Annotated in this window: 21 protein-coding genes; 19 read left to right on the forward strand and 2 right to left on the reverse strand. The window is 65.0% G+C overall.

What is annotated here, in order from left to right; all coding sequences use genetic code 11:
* The first annotated feature begins 93 nt into the window (after positions 1 to 93).
* On the forward strand, positions 94 to 651 hold the full coding sequence (locus QX128_RS21555; protein ID WP_316238466.1) for a TetR/AcrR family transcriptional regulator: 558 nt from the start codon (positions 94 to 96) through the stop codon (positions 649 to 651).
* A gap of 50 nt (positions 652 to 701) precedes the next feature.
* On the forward strand, positions 702 to 1,664 hold the full coding sequence (locus tag QX128_RS21560) for an alpha/beta hydrolase (RefSeq protein ID WP_316238467.1): 963 nt from the start codon (positions 702 to 704) through the stop codon (positions 1,662 to 1,664).
* Between the two features lie 36 nt (positions 1,665 to 1,700).
* On the opposite strand, the gene QX128_RS21565 is transcribed toward QX128_RS21560, so the two are convergent.
* Positions 1,701 to 2,135, reverse strand: coding sequence for a DUF2809 domain-containing protein (locus QX128_RS21565; RefSeq protein ID WP_316238468.1), 435 nt, complete (start codon positions 2,133 to 2,135; stop codon positions 1,701 to 1,703).
* Positions 2,136 to 2,264: 129 nt separating this feature from the next.
* Between QX128_RS21565 and QX128_RS21570 the strand changes: the two genes are divergently transcribed.
* The 17 genes from QX128_RS21570 to QX128_RS21650 all read left to right on the forward strand — a co-directional run bounded on the left by QX128_RS21570 (position 2,265) and on the right by QX128_RS21650 (position 21,117).
* A complete protein-coding gene (locus tag QX128_RS21570; RefSeq protein WP_316238469.1) occupies positions 2,265 to 3,596 on the forward strand; it encodes an MFS transporter in 1,332 nt (443 codons plus the stop codon).
* A 444-nt stretch (positions 3,597 to 4,040) separates the two neighbouring features.
* A complete protein-coding gene (locus QX128_RS21575) occupies positions 4,041 to 5,147 on the forward strand; it encodes an efflux RND transporter periplasmic adaptor subunit (RefSeq protein WP_316238470.1) in 1,107 nt (368 codons plus the stop codon).
* 154 nt (positions 5,148 to 5,301) lie between these two features.
* On the forward strand, positions 5,302 to 8,442 hold the full coding sequence (locus tag QX128_RS21580; RefSeq protein WP_316238471.1) for an efflux RND transporter permease subunit: 3,141 nt from the start codon (positions 5,302 to 5,304) through the stop codon (positions 8,440 to 8,442).
* Positions 8,443 to 8,466: 24 nt separating this feature from the next.
* Entirely contained in the window at positions 8,467 to 9,075 is a 609-nt protein-coding gene (locus tag QX128_RS21585; RefSeq protein WP_315802870.1) for a TetR/AcrR family transcriptional regulator, read from the forward strand.
* 139 nt (positions 9,076 to 9,214) lie between these two features.
* On the forward strand, positions 9,215 to 9,838 hold the full coding sequence (locus QX128_RS21590; protein ID WP_316238472.1) for a flavin reductase family protein: 624 nt from the start codon (positions 9,215 to 9,217) through the stop codon (positions 9,836 to 9,838).
* A gap of 52 nt (positions 9,839 to 9,890) precedes the next feature.
* The gene (locus QX128_RS21595) at positions 9,891 to 10,310 is read left to right on the forward strand and encodes an acyl-CoA thioesterase (protein WP_316238473.1); all 420 of its coding nucleotides are present in this window, start codon (positions 9,891 to 9,893) and stop codon (positions 10,308 to 10,310) included.
* A gap of 372 nt (positions 10,311 to 10,682) precedes the next feature.
* Positions 10,683 to 10,925, forward strand: a complete 243-nt coding sequence (locus tag QX128_RS21600; RefSeq protein ID WP_315802728.1) for a hypothetical protein — start codon at positions 10,683 to 10,685, stop codon at positions 10,923 to 10,925.
* Between the two features lie 159 nt (positions 10,926 to 11,084).
* A complete protein-coding gene (locus tag QX128_RS21605; protein WP_315802729.1) occupies positions 11,085 to 11,276 on the forward strand; it encodes a hypothetical protein in 192 nt (63 codons plus the stop codon).
* Positions 11,277 to 11,426: 150 nt separating this feature from the next.
* Positions 11,427 to 12,260: a DeoR/GlpR family DNA-binding transcription regulator gene (locus QX128_RS21610; protein ID WP_316178064.1), complete on the forward strand. Its 834-nt coding sequence runs from the start codon at positions 11,427 to 11,429 to the stop codon at positions 12,258 to 12,260.
* A gap of 153 nt (positions 12,261 to 12,413) precedes the next feature.
* Positions 12,414 to 13,967, forward strand: coding sequence for a glycerol-3-phosphate dehydrogenase (glpD, locus tag QX128_RS21615; protein WP_316238474.1), 1,554 nt, complete (start codon positions 12,414 to 12,416; stop codon positions 13,965 to 13,967).
* On the forward strand, positions 13,964 to 15,046 hold the full coding sequence (locus QX128_RS21620; RefSeq protein WP_315802731.1) for an ABC transporter ATP-binding protein: 1,083 nt from the start codon (positions 13,964 to 13,966) through the stop codon (positions 15,044 to 15,046). Before glpD ends, QX128_RS21620 begins: the two co-directional genes overlap by 4 nt.
* 12 nt (positions 15,047 to 15,058) lie before the next feature.
* A complete protein-coding gene (locus tag QX128_RS21625; protein ID WP_315802732.1) occupies positions 15,059 to 16,141 on the forward strand; it encodes an ABC transporter ATP-binding protein in 1,083 nt (360 codons plus the stop codon).
* 3 nt (positions 16,142 to 16,144) lie between these two features.
* Complete coding sequence (locus QX128_RS21630) at positions 16,145 to 17,047, forward strand: sugar ABC transporter permease (RefSeq protein WP_316178068.1); 903 nt, start codon at positions 16,145 to 16,147, stop codon at positions 17,045 to 17,047.
* Complete coding sequence (locus QX128_RS21635) at positions 17,047 to 17,853, forward strand: carbohydrate ABC transporter permease (protein WP_315802734.1); 807 nt, start codon at positions 17,047 to 17,049, stop codon at positions 17,851 to 17,853. The genes QX128_RS21630 and QX128_RS21635 overlap by 1 nt, the downstream gene beginning before the upstream one ends.
* A 188-nt stretch (positions 17,854 to 18,041) precedes the next feature.
* A complete protein-coding gene (locus QX128_RS21640) occupies positions 18,042 to 18,371 on the forward strand; it encodes a DUF2160 domain-containing protein (protein ID WP_315802735.1) in 330 nt (109 codons plus the stop codon).
* 67 nt (positions 18,372 to 18,438) lie between these two features.
* Positions 18,439 to 20,235 (forward strand): ABC transporter substrate-binding protein, encoded by a 1,797-nt coding sequence (locus QX128_RS21645; RefSeq protein ID WP_316238475.1) that lies wholly within the window; start codon positions 18,439 to 18,441, stop codon positions 20,233 to 20,235.
* 168 nt (positions 20,236 to 20,403) lie between these two features.
* Positions 20,404 to 21,117, forward strand: coding sequence for a hypothetical protein (locus tag QX128_RS21650; RefSeq protein WP_316238476.1), 714 nt, complete (start codon positions 20,404 to 20,406; stop codon positions 21,115 to 21,117).
* On the opposite strand, the gene QX128_RS21655 is transcribed toward QX128_RS21650, so the two are convergent.
* Positions 21,106 to 21,921 carry a tetratricopeptide repeat protein gene (locus QX128_RS21655; protein ID WP_316238477.1) on the reverse strand — a complete coding sequence of 272 codons (816 nt, stop codon included), beginning with the start codon at positions 21,919 to 21,921 and terminating at the stop codon, positions 21,106 to 21,108. The two genes, QX128_RS21650 and QX128_RS21655, sit on opposite strands and share 12 nt — an antisense overlap.
* Between the last annotated feature and the right edge of the window lie 336 nt (positions 21,922 to 22,257).

Genomic DNA, 22,257 nt, shown 5'->3' on the forward strand with positions numbered 1-22,257 from the left:
TTTGGAAACGAATGTTTCCTAAAAGAAGGAATGACGCGGTCACGAACGAATTCATCCGAGCGCCGCGGCCCCGGTCGGCCGCGCGAGTTCGATATGGACACGGCCCTGAACAGGGCCCTGGTGGTCTTCAGCGAACGCGGCTATCACGCCGCGTCGCTGGCCGAGTTGCGCGCCGCCATGAAGCTCGCCACTGGCAGCCTGTACAAGGCCTTTGCGGACAAGCGCGCGATCTTCCTGGCGACGTTGGATCATTACATCGCGCGCCGCGACCAGCAGGTGCGCGAGCGTCTCGATGCGCAGCACAGCGGCCGCGACAAGCTTAAAGCCTTGCTGCAGTTCTATGCGGAATCCGCCAGCGACAGCGAAGGCCGGCGCGGCTGCCTGGTCGTCACCAGCGCGGCTGAGCTCGCCACCTTGGATGCGGAGGCCGCCGCCAAGGTCCGCGGGGCGATGCGCCGGGTTGAGAGCCTGTTGCGCGATCTGATCAAGCTCGGACAATCCGATGGATCGATCCGGCCGAATCTCGACGCGGAAGTCGTGGCCGGCGCTCTTTTCTGCGTGATCCAGGGGCTGCGGGTGGTCGGCAAGACGGGGCGTGCGAAGAGCGAGATGATGAGCGTCGCAAATCAGGCCGCGGCCTTGTTCGCGTGATGCTGCGCCGATTTAGGAAACATTTGTTCTACAATAAAGGAGAGTGATCGATGCCCGAGTTGATGAACGCCATCTCTGCCAAAAGTCCGTCGCGTCTGGTCGCGGCTGAGCCGTTCTGTCGCGCCGAGCCCTCGTTGCCGGGATTCACCCACCGCTTCGAGACCGTCGACGGTGTCAGGCTGCACTATGTCAGCGGTGGCCCGCCGGATGGCGAGGTGGTGGTGCTGCTCGCAGGCTTCCCCGAAAGCTGGTTTGCCTGGCGCAAGGTCATGCCGCTGCTCGGGTCGCGCTATCGGGTCATTGCGCCGGATCTCCCGGGACAGGGGGACTCGGACCGTCCAGCCGAAGGCTACGACACGCAGGCGCTGGCCACGACGGTGCACCGCCTGCTGCAGCAGCTCGGTCTCACCCGCTATCATCTGGTGGCCCATGATATCGGCGCGTGGGTGGCCTATCCCTATGCGGCCTTGTTTGAAGCCGAGGTGCGCAGCCTGGCCCTGCTCGATGCAGGAATTCCCGGCGTCACCTTGCCCGAGGCGTTGCCGTTCGCGCCAGACCGCGCGTGGCGCACTTGGCACTTCGCGTTCCACGCCGTCGCGGATCTCCCGGAGATGCTGATCCATGGCCGCGAACGCGACTATCTCGCCTGGTTCCTGCGGCGGAAGGGGGCCAGTCCAGAAGCGTTCTCCGAATGCGATCTCGACGAATACGACCGCGTGCTGACCAAGGCCGGCGGCTTGCGCGCCGGGCTCGCCTATTATCGTTCCGCTGCACTGTCCGCGCTTCAGAACCGCGAGCTGAAAGCCAGGGGCAGGCTGAAGCCGCCGGTGCTGGCCGTCGGCGCCGACCAGGGATCGATCGTGGACATGGCCGCGCCGCTCAGGGAGGTCGCTGATCACGTCGAGGGCATCACCATATCTTCGTGCGGCCACTACATCCCGGAAGAGCAGCCTGCCGTTCTGGCCGAGGAGCTGAACGCCTTCTTCAGCCGCGTCGGTACCGCGTCGGGCTGAGCTCTCGCGCGATGTCGTAGCTTGCCCGGGGCAAGCCTATGCCGAAGCCGGCCGCATCGCGATCCGGTCGATCCAGACGCCGATGAGGATGCCGACCACATAGGCGGCAATGTTCCACAGCGAGAAGATGCGGCCGAGCAGCAGCGCGCCCGCCAGCGTCAGGCGAAAGCTGTCGAGCCAGGGCGTGTGGATCAGCCTGAAGGCTTCGACGATGGCGGCGATGGCGAGCGCGAGGCCGGCGATCTGCCCCACCGCCATTCGCGGCAGCAGCGCGACGAGCAGCATATAGACCATCGTCGCCCAGAGCACGGAGCCGCCATACTTGACGATCAAGGCGGGAAGGCCGAGGCCGGGACCGTGGAAGCGCAGGCCAAGCCCGAGCGCGATCACGATCAGCGCCGTCGCGAGCGCTCGTGCTGCGCGGCGGCGCCTGTCAGCGCGGGTGAGCATCCCGGGTGACGAGAGCGTCATGCGCGTGCCGCGCCCCCGCGATGCGCCGACGGGCTGTGGGGTCTCAGGTTTTCCGATTGACTTGCCACGACCGATGCTCAACACCGCCCATCAACTACCAATGTCTGCAATGCTCCCGGGAGGAGATCGATGAGTCCGTCCGCCACCACCCCGGCCGCGCCTGGCCGCTCCGACATCGAGGCCGCGACCATCCGCGCCATCTCCTGGCGGCTGATCCCGTTCCTGGTGCTGGCCTATTTCTTCTCGTATCTGGATCGCGTCAATCTCGGCTTCGCCGCGCTGACCATGAACGCCGAGCTGAAGTTCTCGCCGCTGGTGTTCGCCTGGGGCGCCGGCATCTTCTTCATTGGCTATTTCATCTTCGAGGTGCCGAGCAATCTGGCGCTGGAGAAGTTCGGCGCCAGCCGCTGGATCGCGCGCATCATGGTGACCTGGGGCATCATCTCGGCGCTGATGGCGCTGGTCTCGGGCCCGTGGAGCTTCTACACGCTGCGCTTCCTGCTCGGCGTCGCCGAGGCCGGATTCTTCCCGGGCATCATCCTCTATCTCACTTACTGGTATCCCGCGCAGTATCGCGCGCGCTTCCTCGCCGCCTTCGCGGTTGCCGTGCCGATTTCGACCGTGATCGGCGCGCCTGTGTCGGGCCTGCTGCTCGGCATGCACGGCTTGATGGGACTGCAGGGCTGGCAGTGGCTGTTCATCATCGAGGGCATCCCCTCGGTCATCCTCGGCGTGGTCACCTGGTTCTACCTGACCGACCGGCCCGAACATGCAACCTGGCTGTCGGCGGAGCAGAAGGCCTGGCTCGCGGCAAGGCTCGAGGCCGAGACGGCGGCGAAGCAGGCCGCCGGACACATGACGCTCGGCGAGGCGCTGTCGTCGCCCAAGGTGATCGTGCTCAGCCTGATCTATTTCGGCTTCGTCGGCGCGCTCTACGGCATGCAGTTCTGGCTGCCGCAGATCGTCAAGGCGTTCGGACTGACCAATGTGCAGACCGGCTTCGTCACCGCGATCCCCTATGCGTTCGGCACCGTGGCGATGATCCTGTGGGCGCGGCATTCGGATGCGACGCGCGAGCGCGTGATCCATGTCGGCGCGCCACTGATCCTGATCGCGGTGGCGCTGGCCGCCTCGAGCATGATCGGCGATCCCACGCTCACCATGGTCGCGCTGACGGTCGCCGCGATCGGCGTGTTCTGCGTCTTCGGCGTGTTCTGGACCTTGCCCACGGCGTGGCTGTCGGGCACGGCCGCCGCCGGCGCCATCGCGCTGATCAATTCGATCGGCAATCTCGCCGGTTTCGGCGGCCCCTATCTGGTCGGCTGGATCAAGGACACCACCGGCTCGACCACCCATGGCCTGCTCGCATTGTCGGTGCTGCCGCTGATCGCCGGGCTGCTGGTGTTCTTCGGCGGCCATGAGAGCAAGGTCGAATTCGCAGGCCAGGCGCCGGCGGAATAGCGACCGCACAATCGGCTGACGATTGCAGACCTGAAACCGCCCATCGGCTGAGTGCGACGAAGGGCCCGGTCTCGACCGGGCTCTTTGTTGTCGTTGCCCCAGCAAGGGCACGTGCGCTCCGCGGGGTGAGGCGGGTGCGATCCGCGGCGGCCGTGCGGACGTTCGTTGAGAGGCTGCATCAGCCACGTCATTCCGGGGCGGTCGCGCAGCGACCGAACCCGGAATCTCGAGATGATGAGGATCGTGCCAACCACCTCGGGATTCCGGGTTCGACCGCTGGCGCGGTCGCCCCGGAATGACGTGAGTCCCCGACAGGCTGCCTGCCGATGGACTGAGCACCTGCGGCAACGTGTCCAGATGTTCACGAAGTCATGATCACTGACGAATATTGACAATCGTCACTCAACATTCGACACTTGCTCGCAACTGCAGCGAGGGTGCCCCATGTTGATCCGCCTGATTTTCGCGAGCTATTCCAAGCTGTTGACCGGTCTTGCGCTGGCCACCATGACCGTCGCCCTGGCCGGGTGCAATGAAACCGTCGCCCAGAAGGCCGAGCCTGTCAGGCCGGTGCTGGTCGCGCCCGTGCATTACGAGGCCGAGACCCCCGAACGCAGCTTCGTCGGCACCATCCGGCCGCGCATCGAGGCCGATATCGGCTTCCGCGTCGCCGGCAAGGTCGCCAAGCGCCTGGTCGAGGTCGGCCAGACTGTCGATGTCGGCCAGCCGCTGGCCACGCTCGACGAGGTCGACCTGAAGCTCCAGGCCGAGCAGGCTGAAGCCGAATTCCGCGCTGCCACCGGCGTGCTGGCGCAGGCGTCCGCCGCCGAGACCCGCGCCAAGGAGCTGCGGGCCAAGGGCTGGACCACGGATGCCCAGATGGACCAAGCCAGGGCGTCCGCCGACGAGGCGAGGGCACGGCTCAACCGTGCCGAACGCTCGGTCGAACTGACCCGCAACTCGCTGTCCTACGCGACGCTGGTTGCGGATGCGCGCGGCGTGGTCACCGCGAGCATGATCGAGCCGGGCGTGGTGGTTGCCGCCGGCCAGGCCGCGATCCGGGTCGCGCGCTTCGCCGAGAAGGAGGCGGTGGTCGCGATCCCGGAGACGCTGCTCGAACGCGCCAAGACCGGCAGCGCCTACGTCACGCTGTGGTCGGACGCCGACAAGAAATATGCGGCCAAGCTGCGCGAGATCGCGCCGGCCGCCGATCCCGCCACGCGCACCTATCTCGCCAAATTCTCGCTGCCGGACGCCGGCGAGGCCGTCTCGCTCGGCATGACCGCGACCTTGACGCTCGCCGATCCCGCCACCACCCGCGTCGCGCGGCTGCCGCTGTCGGCGCTGTTCAGCGAGGGCCGCGATCCGTCGCTCTATGTGGTCAACGACAAGGGCGAGGTGACGCTGAAGCCGGTGAAGGTGAAGGCCTATGACAGCAAGGACGTGCTGGTCACCTCGGGCGTCGACGAGGGTGAGAAGGTCGTGGCGCTCGGCGTGCAGAAGATCGACCCCGCGCAGAGAGTGCGCATCGTGTCGGCGCTGACGTTCTGATGGCATGATGGCCTCATGGTTCGAGACGCGCGGCGACGCCGCGCTCCTCACCATGAGGGGCTAGATCCTCATCCTGAGGAGGCGCGAAAGCGCCGTCTCGAGGGATTGAGGCCACCGAAGCGTGAAGCAACTAGGTCCTCATCGGAGAGCACCCATGAAGCGGTTCAACCTGTCGGCCTGGGCGGTCAATCATCCGCCGCTGGTGCTGTTCCTGATCATTGCGCTCGGCGTCGCCGGCTTCTTCTCCTATCAGAAGCTCGGCCGCGCCGAAGATCCGTTCTTCACCGTCAAGGTCGTCAACGTCTCGGTGATGTGGCCGGGCGCGACGGCGGCCGAGATGCAGAGCCAGGTGGCCGACCCCATCGAGAAGAAGCTGCAGGAGCTGCCTTATTTCGAGAAGGTGCAGACCTATTCGAAGCCGGCCTTCACCGCGATGCAGGTGACCTTCCGCGATTCGACGCCGCCGAAGGAGGTGCCGCATCTGTTCTACCTGATCCGCAAGAAGCTCGACGACGTGCAGTCCTCGCTGCCGTCGGGCATCGTCGGTCCGTTCGTCAATGACGAGTTCTCCGACGTCGATTCGATCCTGTTCATGATGACCGGCGACGGCGCCGACTATGCGCAATTGAAGAAGACCGCCGAAGGTCTGCGCCAGCGCCTGCTGAAGGTCGCCGGCGTCACCAAGGTCAATCTCTACGGCACCCAGGACGAGCGCATCTATGTCGAGTTCAGCCATGCCAAGCTCGCCACGCTCGGCATCACGCCGCAGGCGCTGTTCGATTCGCTTGCCAAGCAGAACAATGTGACACCGGCCGGCACGGTCGAGACCTCGTCGCAGCGGGTGCCGCTGCGTGTCACCGGCGCGCTCGATGGCGCCAAGGCGGTGGCGGAGACGCCGGTCGAAAGCAATGGTCGGGTGTTCCGGCTCGGCGATATCGCCACCGTCACCCACGGCTACGTCGATCCGCCGAGCTTCAAGGTGCGGCAGGAGGGCAAGCCCGCGCTCGGCATCGGCGTCGTCACCGCCAAGGAGGCCAACATCCTGGAGCTCGGCAAGGAGGTCCACGCCGCGGCCGACGACTTCATGAAGGCCGTGCCGCAGGGCATCGAGATCGAGCAGATTGCCGACCAGCCCAAGGTGGTCGAGCACGCCGTCAGCGAGTTCGTGCATTCGTTCGTCGAGGCGCTGGTGATCGTGCTGTTCGTGTCGTTCCTGGCGCTGGGGTGGCGCACCGGCATCGTCGTGGCGCTGTCGGTGCCGCTGGTGCTCGGGCTCGTCTTCATCGTCATGAACATCATGGGGCTGAACCTGCACCGCATTTCGCTTGGGGCCCTCATCATTGCGCTCGGCCTTCTGGTCGATGATGCCATCATCGCGGTCGAGATGATGGTGGTGAAGATGGAGCAGGGCTGGGACCGGATGCGCGCGGCGTCGTTTGCGTGGGAGTCCACCGCGTTCCCGATGCTGACCGGCACCCTGGTCACGGCCGCCGGCTTCCTGCCGATCGGCTTCGCCAATTCCGCGGTCGGCGAATATGCCGGCAGCATCTTCTGGATCGTCGCCATCGCGCTGGTCGCGTCCTGGTTCGTCGCGGTGATCTTCACGCCCTATATCGGCGTCAAGCTGCTACCGGACATGAAGGCCCATCACGGCCATGACGAGCACGCGGTCTACGACACGCGCATGTATCGCGGCCTGCGCGCCATCGTGCGCTGGTGCGTCGATCACCGCATCACCACCGTCGCTGCGACGGTCGGCGTGTTCGCGGCATCGATCGTCGCCTTCGGCCACGTCCAACAGCAGTTCTTCCCGCTGTCGGAACGCCCCGAGCTGTTCCTGCAGTTGCGGCTGCCGGAGGGCACCGCGTTCGGTGTCACCGAGAAGGCGGCGCGCGAGGCCGAGGCGCTGCTGAAGGACGACAAGGACATCGAGACCTACACCGCCTATGTCGGGCAGGGCTCGCCGCGCTTCTGGCTCGGCCTCAACCCGCAACTGCCGAACGAGGCCTTCGCCGAGATCGTGATCGTCGCCAAGGACGTCGCCGCGCGCGAGCGCATCAAGGCCAAGATCGAGACCGCGGCTGCGAACGGCGAGCTGAACGAAGCGCGCGTCCGCGTCGATCGCTTCAATTTCGGTCCGCCGGTCGGCTTCCCCGTCCAGTTCCGCGTCATCGGTCCCGATGCGGCCAAGGTGCGCGAGATCGCCCATCAGGTGCGTGACGTCATGCGCCAGAACCCGAATGTCAGGGATCCGCAGCTCGATTGGAACGAGCAGTCGCCTTACCTCAAGCTGGTCGTCGACCAGGATCGTGCCCGTGCGCTCGGCCTGACCCCGCAGGACGTGTCGCAGTCGCTGGCGATGCTGATCTCCGGCGTCCAGGTCACGACCATCCGTGACGGCATCGAGAAGGTCGGCGTCGTCGCGCGCGCGGCACCGTCCGAGCGGCTGGATCTCGCCCATGTCGGCGATCTCACCATCACCTCGAAGAACGGCGTGGCGGTGCCGCTGCAGCAGATCGCCAAGATCGAATATTCCCACGAGGAGCCGATCCTGTGGCGGCGCAACCGCGACATGGCGATCACGGTGCGCGCCGACGTGGCCGATGGCGTGCAGGCGCCTGATGTCACCAACCAGATCTCGCCGAAACTGCAGGATATCCGCAACCACCTCGAGCCCGCCTACCGGATCGAGGCCGGCGGCGCGTTCGAGGAATCAGCCAAGGGCAATGCCTCGATCTTCGTGCTGTTTCCGCTGATGGTCATCGTGATGCTGACCCTGCTGATGATCCAGCTTCAGAGCTTCTCGCGGCTGATCCTGGTGTTCCTGACCGCGCCGCTCGGCATCGTCGGAGCGTCACTCGGACTGAATGTCGCCAACGCGCCGTTCGGCTTCGTGGCGCTGCTCGGCCTGATCGCCCTCGCCGGCATGATCATGCGCAACGCGGTGATCCTGGTCGATCAGATCGAGACCGACGTCGCCCATGGCCTGACCCGCAAGGACGCGATCATCGAGGCCACGGTGCGCCGCGCCCGCCCCGTGGTGCTGACCGCGCTGGCGGCGATCCTGGCCATGATCCCGTTGTCGCGCTCGGCGTTCTGGGGCCCGATGGCGATCACCATCATGGGCGGGTTGTTCGTTGCAACCTTCCTGACGCTGCTGTACTTGCCTGGATTGTATGCCCTATGGTTCCGCAAGAGTCTGGACGAGCGCGGAGCGAAAGACGCGGATCATTCCGCAGCGCAGCACGTTGACGTGCCGAGGCCTTCGCTTCCTCTGGCCGAGGCCGCCGAATGAAGGATCAACAAGATCGCAGGCATGATGACCCTGGTTTCCGACCATATCGAATCCGACACGCACGAGCGCATTCTCGTCGTTGCTGAGCGCCTGTTTCGACAGATCGGCTACCAGAAGACGACCGTCGCCGACATCGCCAAGGAGCTCCGCATGAGCCCGGCGAATGTCTACCGGTTCTTCGACTCCAAGAAGGCGATCCACCGCGGGGTCGCCCGCACGCTGATGGCCCAGGTCGAGGCGGCCGCCATCGCGATCGCGGAGCGGCCCGGACCGGCGGCGCCGCGGCTGCGCGAGCTGCTCGGCACGATCCATCGCATGAACACCGAGCGCTATGTCGGCGACAACAAGCTGCACGAGATGGTCGCGGTGGCGATGGAGGAGAGCTGGGACGTCTGCGAGGCGCACATGCTGCTGATCACCGAGATCATCGGCCGCGTGATCGGGCAGGGCGCGGCGTCCGGCGAATTCGCGGTCACCGACCTGACGCTGGCGGCAAAATGTGCGACGACCGCGATGATGCGCTTCTTCCATCCGCAGATGATCGCGCAATGCGCGACCAAGCCGGGCCCGACGATCGACGAGATGATCGATTTCGTGCTGGCAGGGCTTGGTTCCAGGGGCGCTGCGGTCTAGGTTGCAGTCATTCCGGGGCGATGCGAAGCATCGAACCCGGAATCTCGAGATTCCGGGTTCGCCTCTTCCGATCAAAGTGGCTTCGCCATTTTTGTCGCGCGAGGCGCCCCGGAATGACTGCTGCTTAGGAGACGACGGCGTGATCGAACGCGACTTGCATTTCTACGAACCGAAGAACGGCCACGGCCTGCGCCACGATCCCTTCAACGCCATCGTCGCGCCGCGTCCGATCGGCTGGATCTCGTCGCGTGATCCGGATGGGCACGTCAACCTTGCGCCCTACAGCTTTTTCAATGCGTTCAACTACACGCCGCCGATCATCGGCTTCTCCTCGACGCAGTGGAAGGACTCGGTCGCCAACATCCAGGACACCGGCGAGTTCGTCTGGAACCTGGTGACGCGCGACCTGGCGACGCAGATGAATGCGACCGCCGCGCATGTCGCGCGCGAGGTCGACGAGTTCAAGCTCGCGGGCGTGACGCCGGTGCCGTGCAAGTTCGTCAACGTGCCGCGGGTCGGCGAAAGCCCCGTCGCGTTCGAATGCAAGGTGACGCAGATCATCCAGCTGCAGGGCGCCGACGGCACCAAGGCCCAGGCCTGGCTGACGCTCGGCGAGGTGGTCGGCGTGCATATCGACAAGACGCTGATCAAGGACGGTGTCTACCAGACCGCGCTCGCGCATCCGATCGTCCGCGCCGGCCGTCGCGGCGACTATTTCGAGATCATGCAGGAGGCGATGTTCGAAATGGCGAGGCCGGACTGACGGCCCTGCTTGGCGCCTTCTTGAACGCTCCCGCAATTGGAGACCATCCGACGTGACCGAAGCGACCGCCCATGCCGCGCCGACCGAGCCCCGCGGCGATCTCTGCATCCGCACGCTGGCGATGCCGGCGGACACCAACGCCAATGGCGACATCTTCGGCGGCTGGCTGCTCAGCCAGATGGACGTCGGCGGCGGCGTGTTCGCCGCCAAGGTCGCGAAGTCGCGCACGGTGACGGTCGCGATCGAGGCGATGAACTTCCGCAAGGCGGTCTATGTCGGCGACCTCGTTTCGGTCTACGCACATCTCGTCCGCGTCGGCCGGACGTCGATGACGGTGCGTCTCGAAGCCTGGGTGCTGCGCCGGAAAGAGGAGCAGCCGATCCTCGTCACCGACGGCAATTTCACCTATGTCTCGATCGACGACGGCGGCTGGCCGCAGCCGATCCAGCGTGATGGCGTGATCGCGACCTGATCACATTCGCGGTCGGCGGCCGCAAATAACCTCCGTTAATGCGCGGCATATGCCGCTCGCTCGGCATAGGAACCGGCATCCGGCGATGCGCGTTCATTCGAGCACGTTCGCGCGGCGTCTGCGCCGATCACTCTCGCGCGATCTACGTCCGGTCCACAGGGCAGGCGTCTTTACGATGTTTGCAAGTTCTGGTTGCTTGGATGCGCGTTGCCGCGTCTCTGCCGTATTGCGCGCTTCGAGTGGCGCGCCGGACGGACAGCAATCATGGCAGTCCGTTTCCGACCAACAAGGCAAAAAATGCCAGCCGGAAAAAATTGCCGGCACAGGGGAAATGGTGGGGGCATGTTGCGCGAACAGGGTGGGAGGAAGTCCATGTCGGACGTCGACGAGAAACTGACCTTGCAGGTGCTGAAGAAGCTGCAGCAGCGGCTCCTCCATGCCGAGCGCAGGATTGGCGTCTACGAGCATCAGCTCAGCGCGTTTCGTGAACATCACGTCGAGGTGCTGAGGGATCTGCGCACGATCTATCAGTTGCTCGGTCGGCATCAGCACTGTCTCGGCGGAGCCGATGCATCGCTGCACAAGGCGACGCTCGTCCCGGATGATCCGCACTGATTCGGCAAGGCGTCACGGCGTGAGGGCGTGCAGCGCAGCCAACATAACATCCACACAATTTCCTGTTGGCATTCACGTCGGAATAGCCGGGGCTCCCTGCACGGAACATTCGTCATGGAGCTCGGTTATACGCCCCGGAATGAACGACGGGATTGCGCAATGTCCGAAACCTATATCATCGAGGTCAGCTCCCAGGCGGCGGGGATCGTCATCCGCGACCGCGGCGGCTTTCGCTTCTTCGCGGCGTCCCATCGCTTCAATGCCCTCGAGGGCCAGGTGTTTCGCAATGCCCGCGAAGCCGAACGCGCCGCGATTCGGCTCGTGACCGGTGAGCTGAGCGCAGCCGCCTGAGCGAGCTCGGCGCACGTGGACGTAGGCCGGACCAAGGCCGCGTCTGAGCTGCTCCGGGGCGGGCGATTGCTGCGATGCGCCCAATGCTTCGCCGATTGACGCTTGACTCGATCAGCATCACCATGGTGCAGCTTGTCCTGAAAGCTTGCCATGGCCGTCCTGTCCCAACGCCAGACCGACATCCTCAACATCGCCCGCGCCTCCGGCCGCGTCATGGTGGAGGATCTCGCGCGCCGCTTCGAGGTCTCGGCCCAGACCATCCGCAAGGATCTCAACGATCTGTGCGAGCAGCGCGCGCTGACGCGCATCCATGGCGGGGCCATCATCGCCTCCGGGGTCGAGAATCTCGCCTACGAGGCGCGGCGCTTCGTCGCTGCGGACGAAAAGAAGGCGATCGGTGCGGTCGCAGCCGCGCGGATTCCGAACGGCTCCTCTCTGTTCATCAATATCGGCACCACGACGGAGGAGGTGGCGAGCGCGCTGTCGTCGCACCAGGACCTGCTCGTCATCACCAACAATCTCAACGTCGCGATGCTGCTCTATCCGCATCCGCGCATCGAGGTGATCGTGGCCGGCGGCACCGTGCGGCGCTCGGACGGCGGCGTCATCGGATCGACCGCGACGCAACTGATCGGCCAATTCAAGGTCGACTATGCGATCATCGGCGCGTCGGCGATCGACGAGGAGGGCGCGCTGCTCGACTTCGACTATCGCGAGGTCCAGGTTGCGCAAGCCATCATCGCCAATGCCCGCAGCGTGATGCTGGTGGCCGATTCCACCAAGCTCCACCGCAGCGCGCCGGTGCGCATCGCACATCTCAGCCAGATCCAGACCTTCGTCACCGACCGCCCCCTGCCGGACGGACTGGCGAGCCTCTGCCATAGCCGCGGCATCGAGGTGGTCTCGGCGATGCCCGCCGACGATGCCGACGACGCCGCAGAGGCAACCGAAACGGCGGGGTCCGCCGTGCTCCGCCGCGCCTGACTTTCCGCCACTCTCGCAGGCTCCTTGATCCCGGTTTGGGCAGCTTTTGCCCAACCGCGGCCCAACATGCGAATTTCGATTTTCTTTCACTTTCGTTTGTGTTTAACTCGAAACCGAAAGTGAAATCGCCGCAGTCAAGGCGATTGCCGGGGGATGCGTCTGTTGGAGCGGATCTACGACCTCGCCATTATCGGAGGCGGCGTGAACGGTTGCGGCATCGCGCGCGATGCGGCCGGACGCGGAAATTCCGTTTTCCTGTGTGAAATGAACGATCTGGCGAGCGGGACCTCGTCCTGGTCGACCAAGCTCGTGCATGGCGGCCTGCGCTATCTCGAATATTACGAGTTCCGGCTGGTCCGCGAGGCGCTGATCGAGCGCGAAATCCTGTGGCAGATCGCGCCCCATATCATCCGTCCGCTGCGCTTCGTGCTGCCGCATCATTCGGGGCTGCGCCCGGCCTGGCTGCTGCGCCTCGGCCTGTTCCTCTATGACCATCTCGGCGGCCGCAAGCTGCTGCCGCCGACGCGGTCGGTGAACCTGCGCAGCGACGAGGTCGGCCGCCCCTTGATCCCCGGGCGCTACAGCAAGGGCTTCGAATATTCCGACTGCTTCGTCGACGATGCGCGCCTGGTCGTGCTGACCGCTCGAGATGCCGCCGATCGCGGCGCCGTCATCCGCACCCGCGCGCGTGCGACCGAGATCCATCAGGATGGCAGCCACTGGCTGGTCACGACCGAGAACACCCAGACCGGCGAGCGCGAGACCATCAAGGCGCGCGCGCTGGTCAATGCCGCCGGTCCCTGGGTCGAGCAGGTGCTGGCGACCGGCGCCGGCGTCAATGCGAAAGCGAAGGTGCGGTTGGTGCAGGGCTCGCACATCGTGGTGCGCAAGCTCTACGATCACGACCGCGCCTACATCTTCCAGAACGCCGACGGCCGCATCATCTTCGCCATTCCCTATCAGCAGGATTTCACGCTGATCGGCACCACCGATCGCGACTATCAGGGTGATCCGGCCAAGGTGAAGGCGACCGACGAGGAGATCGCCTATCTCTGCGCCGCGCTCGGGGAATATCTCGCCAAGCCGGTGACGCCGGCCGACGTCGTGTGGAGCTATTCCGGCGTGCGGCCGCTCTATGATGACGGCGCCAGCGAGGCCAAGGCAGCGACCCGCGACTACGTATTCGAGCTCGATACGCCCGGCGGCTTGCCGCTGCTGTCGATCTATGGTGGCAAGATCACCACCTACCGGCGCCTGTCGGAAGAGGCGCTGGAGCGTCTTGCGCCCTATCTGAAAGGGGGCGACGCGGAGGAAGGCTGGACCGGCAAGGCGCCGCTGCCCGGCGGCGACATGAAGGTCTCGGCCGTCGGGCCGTTGATTGCGGATCTCTGCAAGACCTTTCCGTTCCTGTCGGATGCACATGCGAAGCGCATCGCCCATGCCTACGGCACGCGGGCTGCGGCCATGCTCGCCGGTGCGACATCTTTGGCCGATCTTGGCCAGGACTTCGGTGGCACCTTGACGGAGCGTGAAGTCAGGTACCTGATGACGGACGAGTGGGCGTTGACGGCCGAGGACATCGTGTGGCGTCGATCGAAGCTGGGGTTGCGGATGTCGGCGGCTGAGATCGCCGCCCTCGAGGCGTGGATCACAGCCAATCGCGAGCGCTCCACTTTGCCGGCGCGTGAGGCGGGAGGACGCGCATGAGCGTCACGCTCGATCACGTCTCCCGAATTGTCGACGGCGTGACCACCATTCGCGACGTCTCGCTGACCTTGCAGCGCGGCACGCTGAGCGTGCTGCTCGGGCCGACGCTGTCCGGCAAGACCTCGATCATGCGGCTGCTCGCCGGCCTCGACAAGCCGACCACCGGCCGCGTGCTGGTCGACGGCAAGGACGTCACCGGCGCCGATGTGCGGCAGCGCTCGGTCGCGATGGTCTATCAGCAATTCATCAACTATCCCTCGCTGACGGTCTATGAGAACATCGCCTCGCCGCTGCGCGTGCAGGGCAAGTCGCGCCAGGAAATCGAGAAGCGCGTGGCGGAAGCGGCGCGGCTGCTCCGGCTCGAGCCCTATCTGAAGCGCACGCCGCTGCAGCTCTCCGGCGGCCAGCAGCAGCGCACCGCGATCGCGCGCGCCCTGGTCAAGGGGGCCGACCTCGTGCTGCTGGACGAGCCGCTCGCCAATCTCGATTACAAGCTGCGCGAGGAGCTGCGCACCGAGCTGCCGCGCATCTTCGAAGCCTCGGGCGCGATCTTCGTCTACGCCACCACCGAGCCGTCGGAGGCGCTGCTGCTCGGTGGCCGCACCATCTGCATGTGGGAAGGGCAGGCGCTGCAGGCCGGCGATACCGCGGCCGTGTATCGCCGACCCGATACCTTGCGTGTCGGCCAGGTGTTCTCGGACCCGCCGATGAACACGGTCGAGATCCAGAAGCGCGGCGAGAGCGTGGAGTATGCCGGCGGGGTCAAGGCGCCGGCGGTCGGCCTCTATGCCGATCTGTCCGATGGCGCCTACCGCGTGGGCTTCCGCCCGCATCAGCTCGGGCTTGGCAAAGGCGACGGCAGCCACGGCCGCCATGCCTTTCCCGCGATCGTCTCGGTCACCGAGATCACGGGATCGGAGAGCTTCGTGCATCTGACGCGCGACGGCATGAACTGGGTCGCCGTGCTGCACGGCGTCCATGAATATGAGCCCGGCGAGATCCTCGACGCGGTGCTCGATCCGTCCAATGTGTTCGTGTTCGACGCCGGCGACCGCCTGGTCGCCGCGCCGGCGATCTGAGGGAGATGCCGCATGGCCCGCATTGACCTCGTCGATCTCGCCCACGCCTACAACGGCAACAGCGGCGATATCGAGAGCTACGCGCTGAAGCCGGTGACGATGACCTGGCGCCAGGGCGGCGCCTATGCGCTGCTCGGCCCGTCCGGCTGCGGCAAGACCACCTTGCTCAACCTGATCTCGGGCATTCTCACGCCCTCGCACGGCAAGATCCTGTTCGACGGCACCGACATCACCAAAGCCTCGACCCGTGAGCGCAATATCGCGCAGGTGTTCCAGTTCCCGGTGATCTACGACACGATGACGGTCGGCGAGAACCTCGCCTTTCCGCTCAAGAACCGCGGCGTGCCCAAGGCCGAGATCGACAAGCGCGTCGCCGAGATCGCGCGTCTCCTCGATCTGACTCCGGACCTCAACCGCAAGGCGACACGGCTCACCGCCGACGCCAAGCAGAAGATCTCGCTCGGCCGCGGCCTGGTGCGCTCCGATGTCGCCGCCGTCTTGTTCGACGAGCCGCTGACCGTGATCGATCCCGAGCTGAAATGGCAGCTGCGTTCGAAACTGAAGGCGCTGCATCGTGAGCTCGACCTGACGATGATCTACGTCACCCACGACCAGACCGAGGCGCTGACCTTCGCCGACACCGTCGTCGTCATGCATGACGGCCGCGTGGTGCAGAGCGGCACGCCGGCAGAGCTGTTCGACAAGCCGGCGCATACCTTCGTCGGCTACTTCATCGGCTCGCCGGGCATGAACATCCTCTCCGCCGAGGTGAAGGGACGCGAGGCCCGCATCGACGGTCACACGCTGACGCTGTCGCGCAGCTACGACGCGCTGCCGGCCGGAGCCAAGATCGAGATCGGCGTCCGTCCGGAATTCGTCGATGTCGCGCAGCCCGGACCCGGCCTGCTCGATGCCAATATCGAGCGCGTCGACGATCTCGGCCGCATCCGCTTCGCGCGCGTCCGTGTCGGCGACGTCAAGTTCGCCGCGCGACTGCCGGCCGGCTTCTCGCCGCAGGGCTCCGCGATCGGGCTGAAGTTCAATCCAGCCTATGTCCACGTCTATGCCGACAGTCGTCTCGTCGAGGGAGCCTGAGTGATGGACAAGACCATCAACAACAAGGCCTGGTTCCTGGTGCTGCCGGTGTTCCTGCTGGTGGCGTTCTCCGCCATTCTGCCGCTGATGACGGTGGTGAACTATTCGATGCAGGACACCTTCGGCAACAACCAGTTCTTCTGGAACGGTGTCGGCTGGTTCAAGGAGCTGCTCGATCCCTCGACCGACCTCGGCGGCCGCTTCCTCGCCTCGCTGTGGCGCAACCTGATCTTTTCCGGCGCAATTCTCGCCATCCAGGTCCCGCTCGGCATCGTGATCGCGCTGGCGATGCCGCGGCAGGGCTGGACCGTGGCGTTCGCACTGGTCGTGCTGGCATTGCCGCTGTTGATTCCGTGGAACGTTGTCGGAACCATCTGGCAGATCTTCGGGCGTCCCGACATCGGCCTGCTCGGCTATGTGCTCAACGCCATCGGCCTCGACTACAACTACGTCTCCAACGAGGCTGACGCCTGGTTCACCGTCATCCTGATGGATGTCTGGCACTGGACCAGCCTGGTGGCGCTCCTATGCTACTCCGGCCTCAAATCGATCCCGGACGCCTACTACCAGGCGGCCCAGATCGACGGCGCCTCGCGCTGGGCGGTGTTCACCGCGATCCAGCTGCCGAAGATGCACCGCGTGCTGCTGATCGCCGTGCTGCTGCGCTTCATGGACAGCTTCATGATCTATACCGAGCCGTTCGTGGTCACCGGCGGCGGCCCGGGCAATTCCACCACCTTCATCTCGATCGAGCTGGTCAAGATCGCGCTCGGCCAGTTCGACCTCGGCAAGGCCGCGGCGCTGTCGCTGGTCTACAATCTGATCATCCTGATCGTCTGCTGGGTGTTTTACACCATCATGACCAATGCCGGCGCCGAGCGCCGGCCGGTGGAAGGGGGCGCGTGATGAACACGATTCCGGGCCGCCGAATCATCATCTCGCTGTTCCTGGTCTTCCTGCTGTTGCCGATCTATTGGCTCGTCAACATGAGCTTCAAGACCAACACCGAGATCGTCTCGACCATGACGCTGTGGCCGCATCAGCCGACCATCGCGAACTACATGCGCATCTTCACCGACGAGAGCTGGTATTCCGGCTACATCAACTCGTTGAAATACGTCGTCATCAACACGGTGATCTCGATTGCCGTAGCGCTGCCGGCGGCCTACGCCTTTGCGCGCTACCGCTTCCTCGGCGACAAGCATCTGTTCTTCTGGCTGCTGTCGAACCGCATGGCGCCGGCCGCGGTCTATGCGCTGCCGTTCTTCAATCTCTACTCGGCGATCGGGCTGTTCGATACGCCCTGGGCGGTGGCGCTGGCCCATTGCATCTTCAACATCCCGCTCGCGGTCTGGATTCTCGAGGGCTTCGTCTCGTCCGTGCCGCGCGAGATCGACGAGACGGCGTTTCTGGACGGCTACTCGTTTCCGCGCTTCTTCATCAAGATCCTGGTGCCGCTGATCGCCAGCGGCATCGGCGTGGCGGCGTTCTTCTGCTTCATGTTCTCCTGGGTCGAGCTCCTGCTGGCGCGCACGCTGACGGCGACCGAAGCCAAGCCGATCTCGGCGATCATGACGCGAACCGTGTCTGCCGCCGGCATGGACTGGGGCCTGCTCGCCGCCGCCGGCGTGCTGACCATCATCCCCGGCGCGCTCGTGATCTGGTTCGTCCGCAACTACATCGCGCGCGGCTTCGCGCTGGGGCGGGTGTGATGATGATTTCATGTCGCCGCAGTCTCCGCTCCACCTCCCCCGCCTGCGGGGGAGGTCGCATCGCATCGTCAGATGCGATGCGGGTGGGGGCCTCTGTCCTCTCGGGCAGTTCGACTCGCGGCGCCCCCACCCCAACCCTCCCCCGCAAGCGGGGGAGGGGGGCCGCTACCGCCTGGAGTCACTGAGCCATGGACAACATCGCATGGATGGCATGGACCCTGCCGACAGCAATCTTCTTCGCCGCGCTGGCCTGCACGCTGGTCGTCATGACCTGGCTCGCGGCCCGCTACCCCGAGGCCGAGCGGGTCGGAGTGCTGCGCATTCCGACCACGCGCGGCGATCGTCTGTTCATCTCGCTGATCTTGGCGGCGATCATCCATCTTGCCTGGATCGGCCTGGTCGGCACCGACACGATTACGACCTTGCCGATCGGCGAGGAAGGGTTTGAGGTTTCGAGCCTGTGGCTCGCAACCGCAATTTCGCTTGCGTCCGCCGTTGCGATCTTTCGCACCGTCTGACGCAAGTGAAAAGGGGCAGATCCGGGGGCAACCCGGACCTGGAATATTGTCGCTCAAGGAGGAAAGCATGCGACACTTGAAGCCTAGGAAGCATCACTTGACCAAGGCCCGCTACCTCGCGATGACCAGCGCCGCAGCGCTGTTTGCCGCGGGCATGACGATGTCCGTTCCGGCAAAGGCCGACGAGGCCGCCGCAAAGAAGTGGATCGACAGCGAGTTCCAGCCGTCGACGCTCTCGAAGGACGACCAGATGAAGGAAATGCAGTGGTTCATGAAGGCCGCTGAACCCTTCAAGGGCATGGAGATCAACGTTGTCTCCGAGACGCTGACAACCCACGAATACGAGTCCAAGACTCTGGCAAAGGCGTTCGAAGAGATCACCGGCATCAAGGTCAAGCACGACATCATCCAGGAAGGTGACGTCGTCGAGAAGATCCAGACCCAGATGCAGTCCGGCAAGAATGTCTATGACGGCTGGATCAACGACTCCGATTTCATCGGCACCCACTTCCGCTACGGCCAGGCCGTCGACCTGACGGACTGGATGGCGAAGGACGCCAAGGACGTCACCGATCCGATGCTCGACGTCAACGACTTCATCGGCAAGTCCTTCACCACCGCGCCCAACGGCCATTTGTATCAGCTGCCCGACCAGCAGTTCGCCAACCTGTATTGGTTCCGCTACGACTGGTTCACCAACCCGGACTACAAGGCCAAGTTCAAGGCCAAGTATGGCTACGACCTCGGCGTGCCGGTGAACTGGTCGGCCTACGAGGACATCGCCGAGTTCTTCACCAACGACATCAAGGAGATCAACGGCGTCCGAGTCTATGGCCACATGGACTACGGCAAGAAGGATCCCTCGCTCGGCTGGCGTTTCACCGACGCCTGGCTGTCGATGGCCGGTAACGGCGACAAGGGCCTCCCGAACGGCCTGCCGGTCGACGAATGGGGCATCCGCATGGAAGGTTGCCGTCCGGTCGGCTCCTCGGTCGAGCGCGGCGGCGACGTCAACGGACCTGCCGCAGTCTATTCGATCGTCAAGTATCTCGACTGGATGAAGAAGTATGCTCCGCCGCAGGCCCAGGGCATGACCTTCTCGGAATCCGGCCCGGTGCCGTCGCAGGGCAACATCGCTCAGCAGATATTCTGGTACACCGCCTTCACCGCCGACATGGTCAAGCCCGGCCTGCCGGTGATGAACGCCGACGGAACGCCGAAGTGGCGCATGGCTCCGTCGCCGCACGGCTCCTACTGGAAGGACGGCATGAAGCTCGGCTATCAGGACGTGGGATCGTTGACGCTCCTGAAGTCCACGCCGGTTGATCGCCGCAAGGCGGCCTGGCTCTATCTTCAGTTCATCGTCTCCAAGACGGTCAGCCTGAAGAAGAGCCATGTCGGTCTGACCTTCATCCGTGAATCGGACATCTGGGACAAGTCGTTCACCGAGCGCGCTCCGAAGCTCGGCGGTCTGATCGAGTTCTACCGCTCGCCCGCCCGCGTGCAGTGGACCCCGACCGGCAACAACGTGCCCGACTATCCGAAGCTCGCTCAGCTGTGGTGGCAGAACATCGGCGACGCGTCGTCGGGTGCGAAGACGCCGCAGGCCGCGATGGACGCGCTCGCCGCCGCTCAGGACTCCGTGCTTGAGCGTCTTGAGAAGTCCAAGGTGCAGGGCGACTGCGGTCCGAAGCTGAACAAGAAGGAATCGGCCGAGTACTGGTTCAACAAGTCGGCGAAGGACGGCAACATCGCTCCGCAGCGCAAGCTCGCGAACGAGAAGCCGAAGGGCGAGACGATCGACTACGACACGCTGATCAAGTCGTGGCCGGCGTCGCCTCCGAAGCGCGCCGAGGCGAAGTAACTGCCTCTCCTGCGGCGGGTCGGCGACAGGTCGGTTCGTCCGTCGGGAGCTTGGAAGGCCGGGAGCAATCCCGGCCTTCTTCTTTTTCGTTGACTTGTCCGGTCATGCGCGTTCGGATCGCTCTGCTCGTCACCCGATGAGACTTGGTTCGAGCCGCTGGAAATTGCGATGCGCATGACCTTTCGCTGTGATCCCGCCCTTGTGGATCACCTGCCGCGGCCGGTGCGGGCCAGAACCGTGCTGCCGGATTGGTTGCGGCAGATGCCTGCCTCGGCGCATTCCGAGGTGCACGGGCGCGACATCCGCACGGTCAAACAGTGTCCGCCCTTCGTCGATGCGATGGCCTATGGCGTCATGATCCTGCTGCCCTGTGACATCAGCGTCGAGCGCGGCGCGTTCGCGTGGGAATGGGACATCCCGGCCCCGGCGACCAAGGGACATCCTCGTGCGCCGCTGAGCTTTCATGTCGCAGCGCAATTAGCCGGCGCGCAGTTCGCGTCGGATCAGCAGGCGGCCATCAAGTTCAATTCCTTCTGGACGATCGAGTGCGACGCCGGCTGGTCGCTTTTCGCGACGCATCCGGTCAACCGCGAGGACTTGCCGTTCCGCACCCTGTCGGGCCTCGTCGATGCCGACCGCTTCCACGACGGCGGCATCAATTTTCCAGCGCTCTGGCTCGATCCGGATTTCACCGGCGTCCTGCCTAAGGGTACGCCTGTGGCGCAGTGCTTCGCCGTATTGCGCGAGCCGCCGCAGCTCGTGTTCGAGCCGCTCGACGACGCGCAGCGTGAGACCTACGCTGCAACGGTGGCTGAGGTGCTCGCGACACCCAACGTCTACCGCAAGAGATTTCGCGCACGCCGCGGCCGCCTAACCAGCTGAGTTCAGGGCGCACTTCAACGCGGCAGGGTCGATCCAAAGTCGGCCATGCGGAGCCGAGGTGAGCGCCATGGCGATGGCACCGAACATCTGTGGGCGAAGCCGATAGGCACAAGCATAGGCCTGCATTGCCGCGTCGGGGTCGCCGCTCTCCTGCAGGACGATGCCGAGATTGAGCGCCGCTTCGGCGTGATCCGGCCTTATCGCCAGTACGCGGCGATAGGCTGCGGCAGCTCCCGCGAGATCCGCAACATCCTGTCGCACGAGGCCGAGATCGAACCAGACCGAGGCCGGCGCAGCCGGGTTGGCTGCCCGTTCGAGGACGGTCCGTGCCGTATCGAAGTCGCCGTTCTCCCAGGAAAGACGTCCGAGCCGCGCTAGCGCTTCGTCGTGCTCCGGTATGACCTTGAGAATCGCCAGCCAAGCTGCCCGCGCCTGGGCTGCCATTCCTGCCTGATCGAGAATGCGCGCTTTTTCGATGAAGACATCGCGGCGGGGTGACAGCGCGATGGCGCGGTCGACATGGGCGAGCGCGCGCTCGAAATCCTTCCCCACCCGCGCGATACGCGCCGCAAGCAGCCGAGCTGCGGCATGGTCCGGCCGGCGGGCCAGACTGGCCTCGATGCGCAACCGTGCTGCGGCGTTGTCCTCGACCGCGAACAGCACTGCGGCAAGCAGATGGCTCAACATCGGTTCGTCTGGACTTTGCTTCAAGCCCGTTTCGCACAGCCGTTGCGCCTCTGCCGCGCGCCCTGCGTTGAAGGCGGCCGTGGCGCGTCGCGCGATCTCTTCGGTGGTTTCGCTCATATTCACGATCATATACGGTCGGGCCGGACAACTGAACTCGGGTGCCGGCTCCGGACTCATCGTCCGCGGTGATGCGAGCGGTGCCCTCGCCGGCTCGAGCTGGGCGAACTTGAGGCCGATGCGCACCACCGTAGCGCAGCAACCGCTCGCGCCCGTTCCATCCGGGAATTCTTCCCATCGGCCTGGGGACATATTCCATGAGGCAAGTGTCTTGAAGCTGCCGAGAACAGGCGGCACTCTCGGCTTGCGAACAGTGCAGCCGTTCCATTGCAGCTCTGCCCGGGTATCAAAACCAAGAGCCCTCCGGGGAGAACGGTGGACGGCACGGGGCTCCGC

It is taken from the genome of Bradyrhizobium sp. SZCCHNR1015 (genome assembly GCF_032489875.1).
Taxonomy (GTDB): domain Bacteria; phylum Pseudomonadota; class Alphaproteobacteria; order Rhizobiales; family Xanthobacteraceae; genus Bradyrhizobium.

Excerpts from the sequence above, each read along its gene's own strand:
- QX128_RS21570 (WP_316238469.1), top strand. The coding sequence starts at position 2,265 with ATGAGTCCGTCCGCCACCACCCCGGCCGCGCCTGGCCGCTCCGACATC.
- QX128_RS21625 (WP_315802732.1), top strand. The coding sequence starts at position 15,059 with ATGGCCCGCATTGACCTCGTCGATCTCGCCCACGCCTACAACGGCAAC.
- QX128_RS21585 (WP_315802870.1), top strand. The coding sequence starts at position 8,467 with ATGACCCTGGTTTCCGACCATATCGAATCCGACACGCACGAGCGCATT.
- QX128_RS21560 (WP_316238467.1), top strand. The coding sequence starts at position 702 with ATGCCCGAGTTGATGAACGCCATCTCTGCCAAAAGTCCGTCGCGTCTG.
- QX128_RS21605 (WP_315802729.1), top strand. The coding sequence starts at position 11,085 with ATGTCCGAAACCTATATCATCGAGGTCAGCTCCCAGGCGGCGGGGATC.
- QX128_RS21620 (WP_315802731.1), top strand. The coding sequence starts at position 13,964 with ATGAGCGTCACGCTCGATCACGTCTCCCGAATTGTCGACGGCGTGACC.
- QX128_RS21575 (WP_316238470.1), top strand. The coding sequence starts at position 4,041 with ATGTTGATCCGCCTGATTTTCGCGAGCTATTCCAAGCTGTTGACCGGT.
- glpD (WP_316238474.1), top strand. The coding sequence starts at position 12,414 with ATGCGTCTGTTGGAGCGGATCTACGACCTCGCCATTATCGGAGGCGGC.
- QX128_RS21630 (WP_316178068.1), top strand. The coding sequence starts at position 16,145 with ATGGACAAGACCATCAACAACAAGGCCTGGTTCCTGGTGCTGCCGGTG.
- QX128_RS21650 (WP_316238476.1), top strand. The coding sequence starts at position 20,404 with ATGCGCATGACCTTTCGCTGTGATCCCGCCCTTGTGGATCACCTGCCG.
- QX128_RS21555 (WP_316238466.1), top strand. The coding sequence starts at position 94 with ATGGACACGGCCCTGAACAGGGCCCTGGTGGTCTTCAGCGAACGCGGC.
- QX128_RS21565 (WP_316238468.1), bottom strand. The coding sequence starts at position 2,135 with ATGACGCTCTCGTCACCCGGGATGCTCACCCGCGCTGACAGGCGCCGC.
- QX128_RS21610 (WP_316178064.1), top strand. The coding sequence starts at position 11,427 with ATGGCCGTCCTGTCCCAACGCCAGACCGACATCCTCAACATCGCCCGC.
- QX128_RS21645 (WP_316238475.1), top strand. The coding sequence starts at position 18,439 with ATGCGACACTTGAAGCCTAGGAAGCATCACTTGACCAAGGCCCGCTAC.
- QX128_RS21655 (WP_316238477.1), bottom strand. The coding sequence starts at position 21,921 with ATGAGCGAAACCACCGAAGAGATCGCGCGACGCGCCACGGCCGCCTTC.
- QX128_RS21635 (WP_315802734.1), top strand. The coding sequence starts at position 17,047 with ATGAACACGATTCCGGGCCGCCGAATCATCATCTCGCTGTTCCTGGTC.
- QX128_RS21640 (WP_315802735.1), top strand. The coding sequence starts at position 18,042 with ATGGACAACATCGCATGGATGGCATGGACCCTGCCGACAGCAATCTTC.
- QX128_RS21600 (WP_315802728.1), top strand. The coding sequence starts at position 10,683 with ATGTCGGACGTCGACGAGAAACTGACCTTGCAGGTGCTGAAGAAGCTG.
- QX128_RS21580 (WP_316238471.1), top strand. The coding sequence starts at position 5,302 with ATGAAGCGGTTCAACCTGTCGGCCTGGGCGGTCAATCATCCGCCGCTG.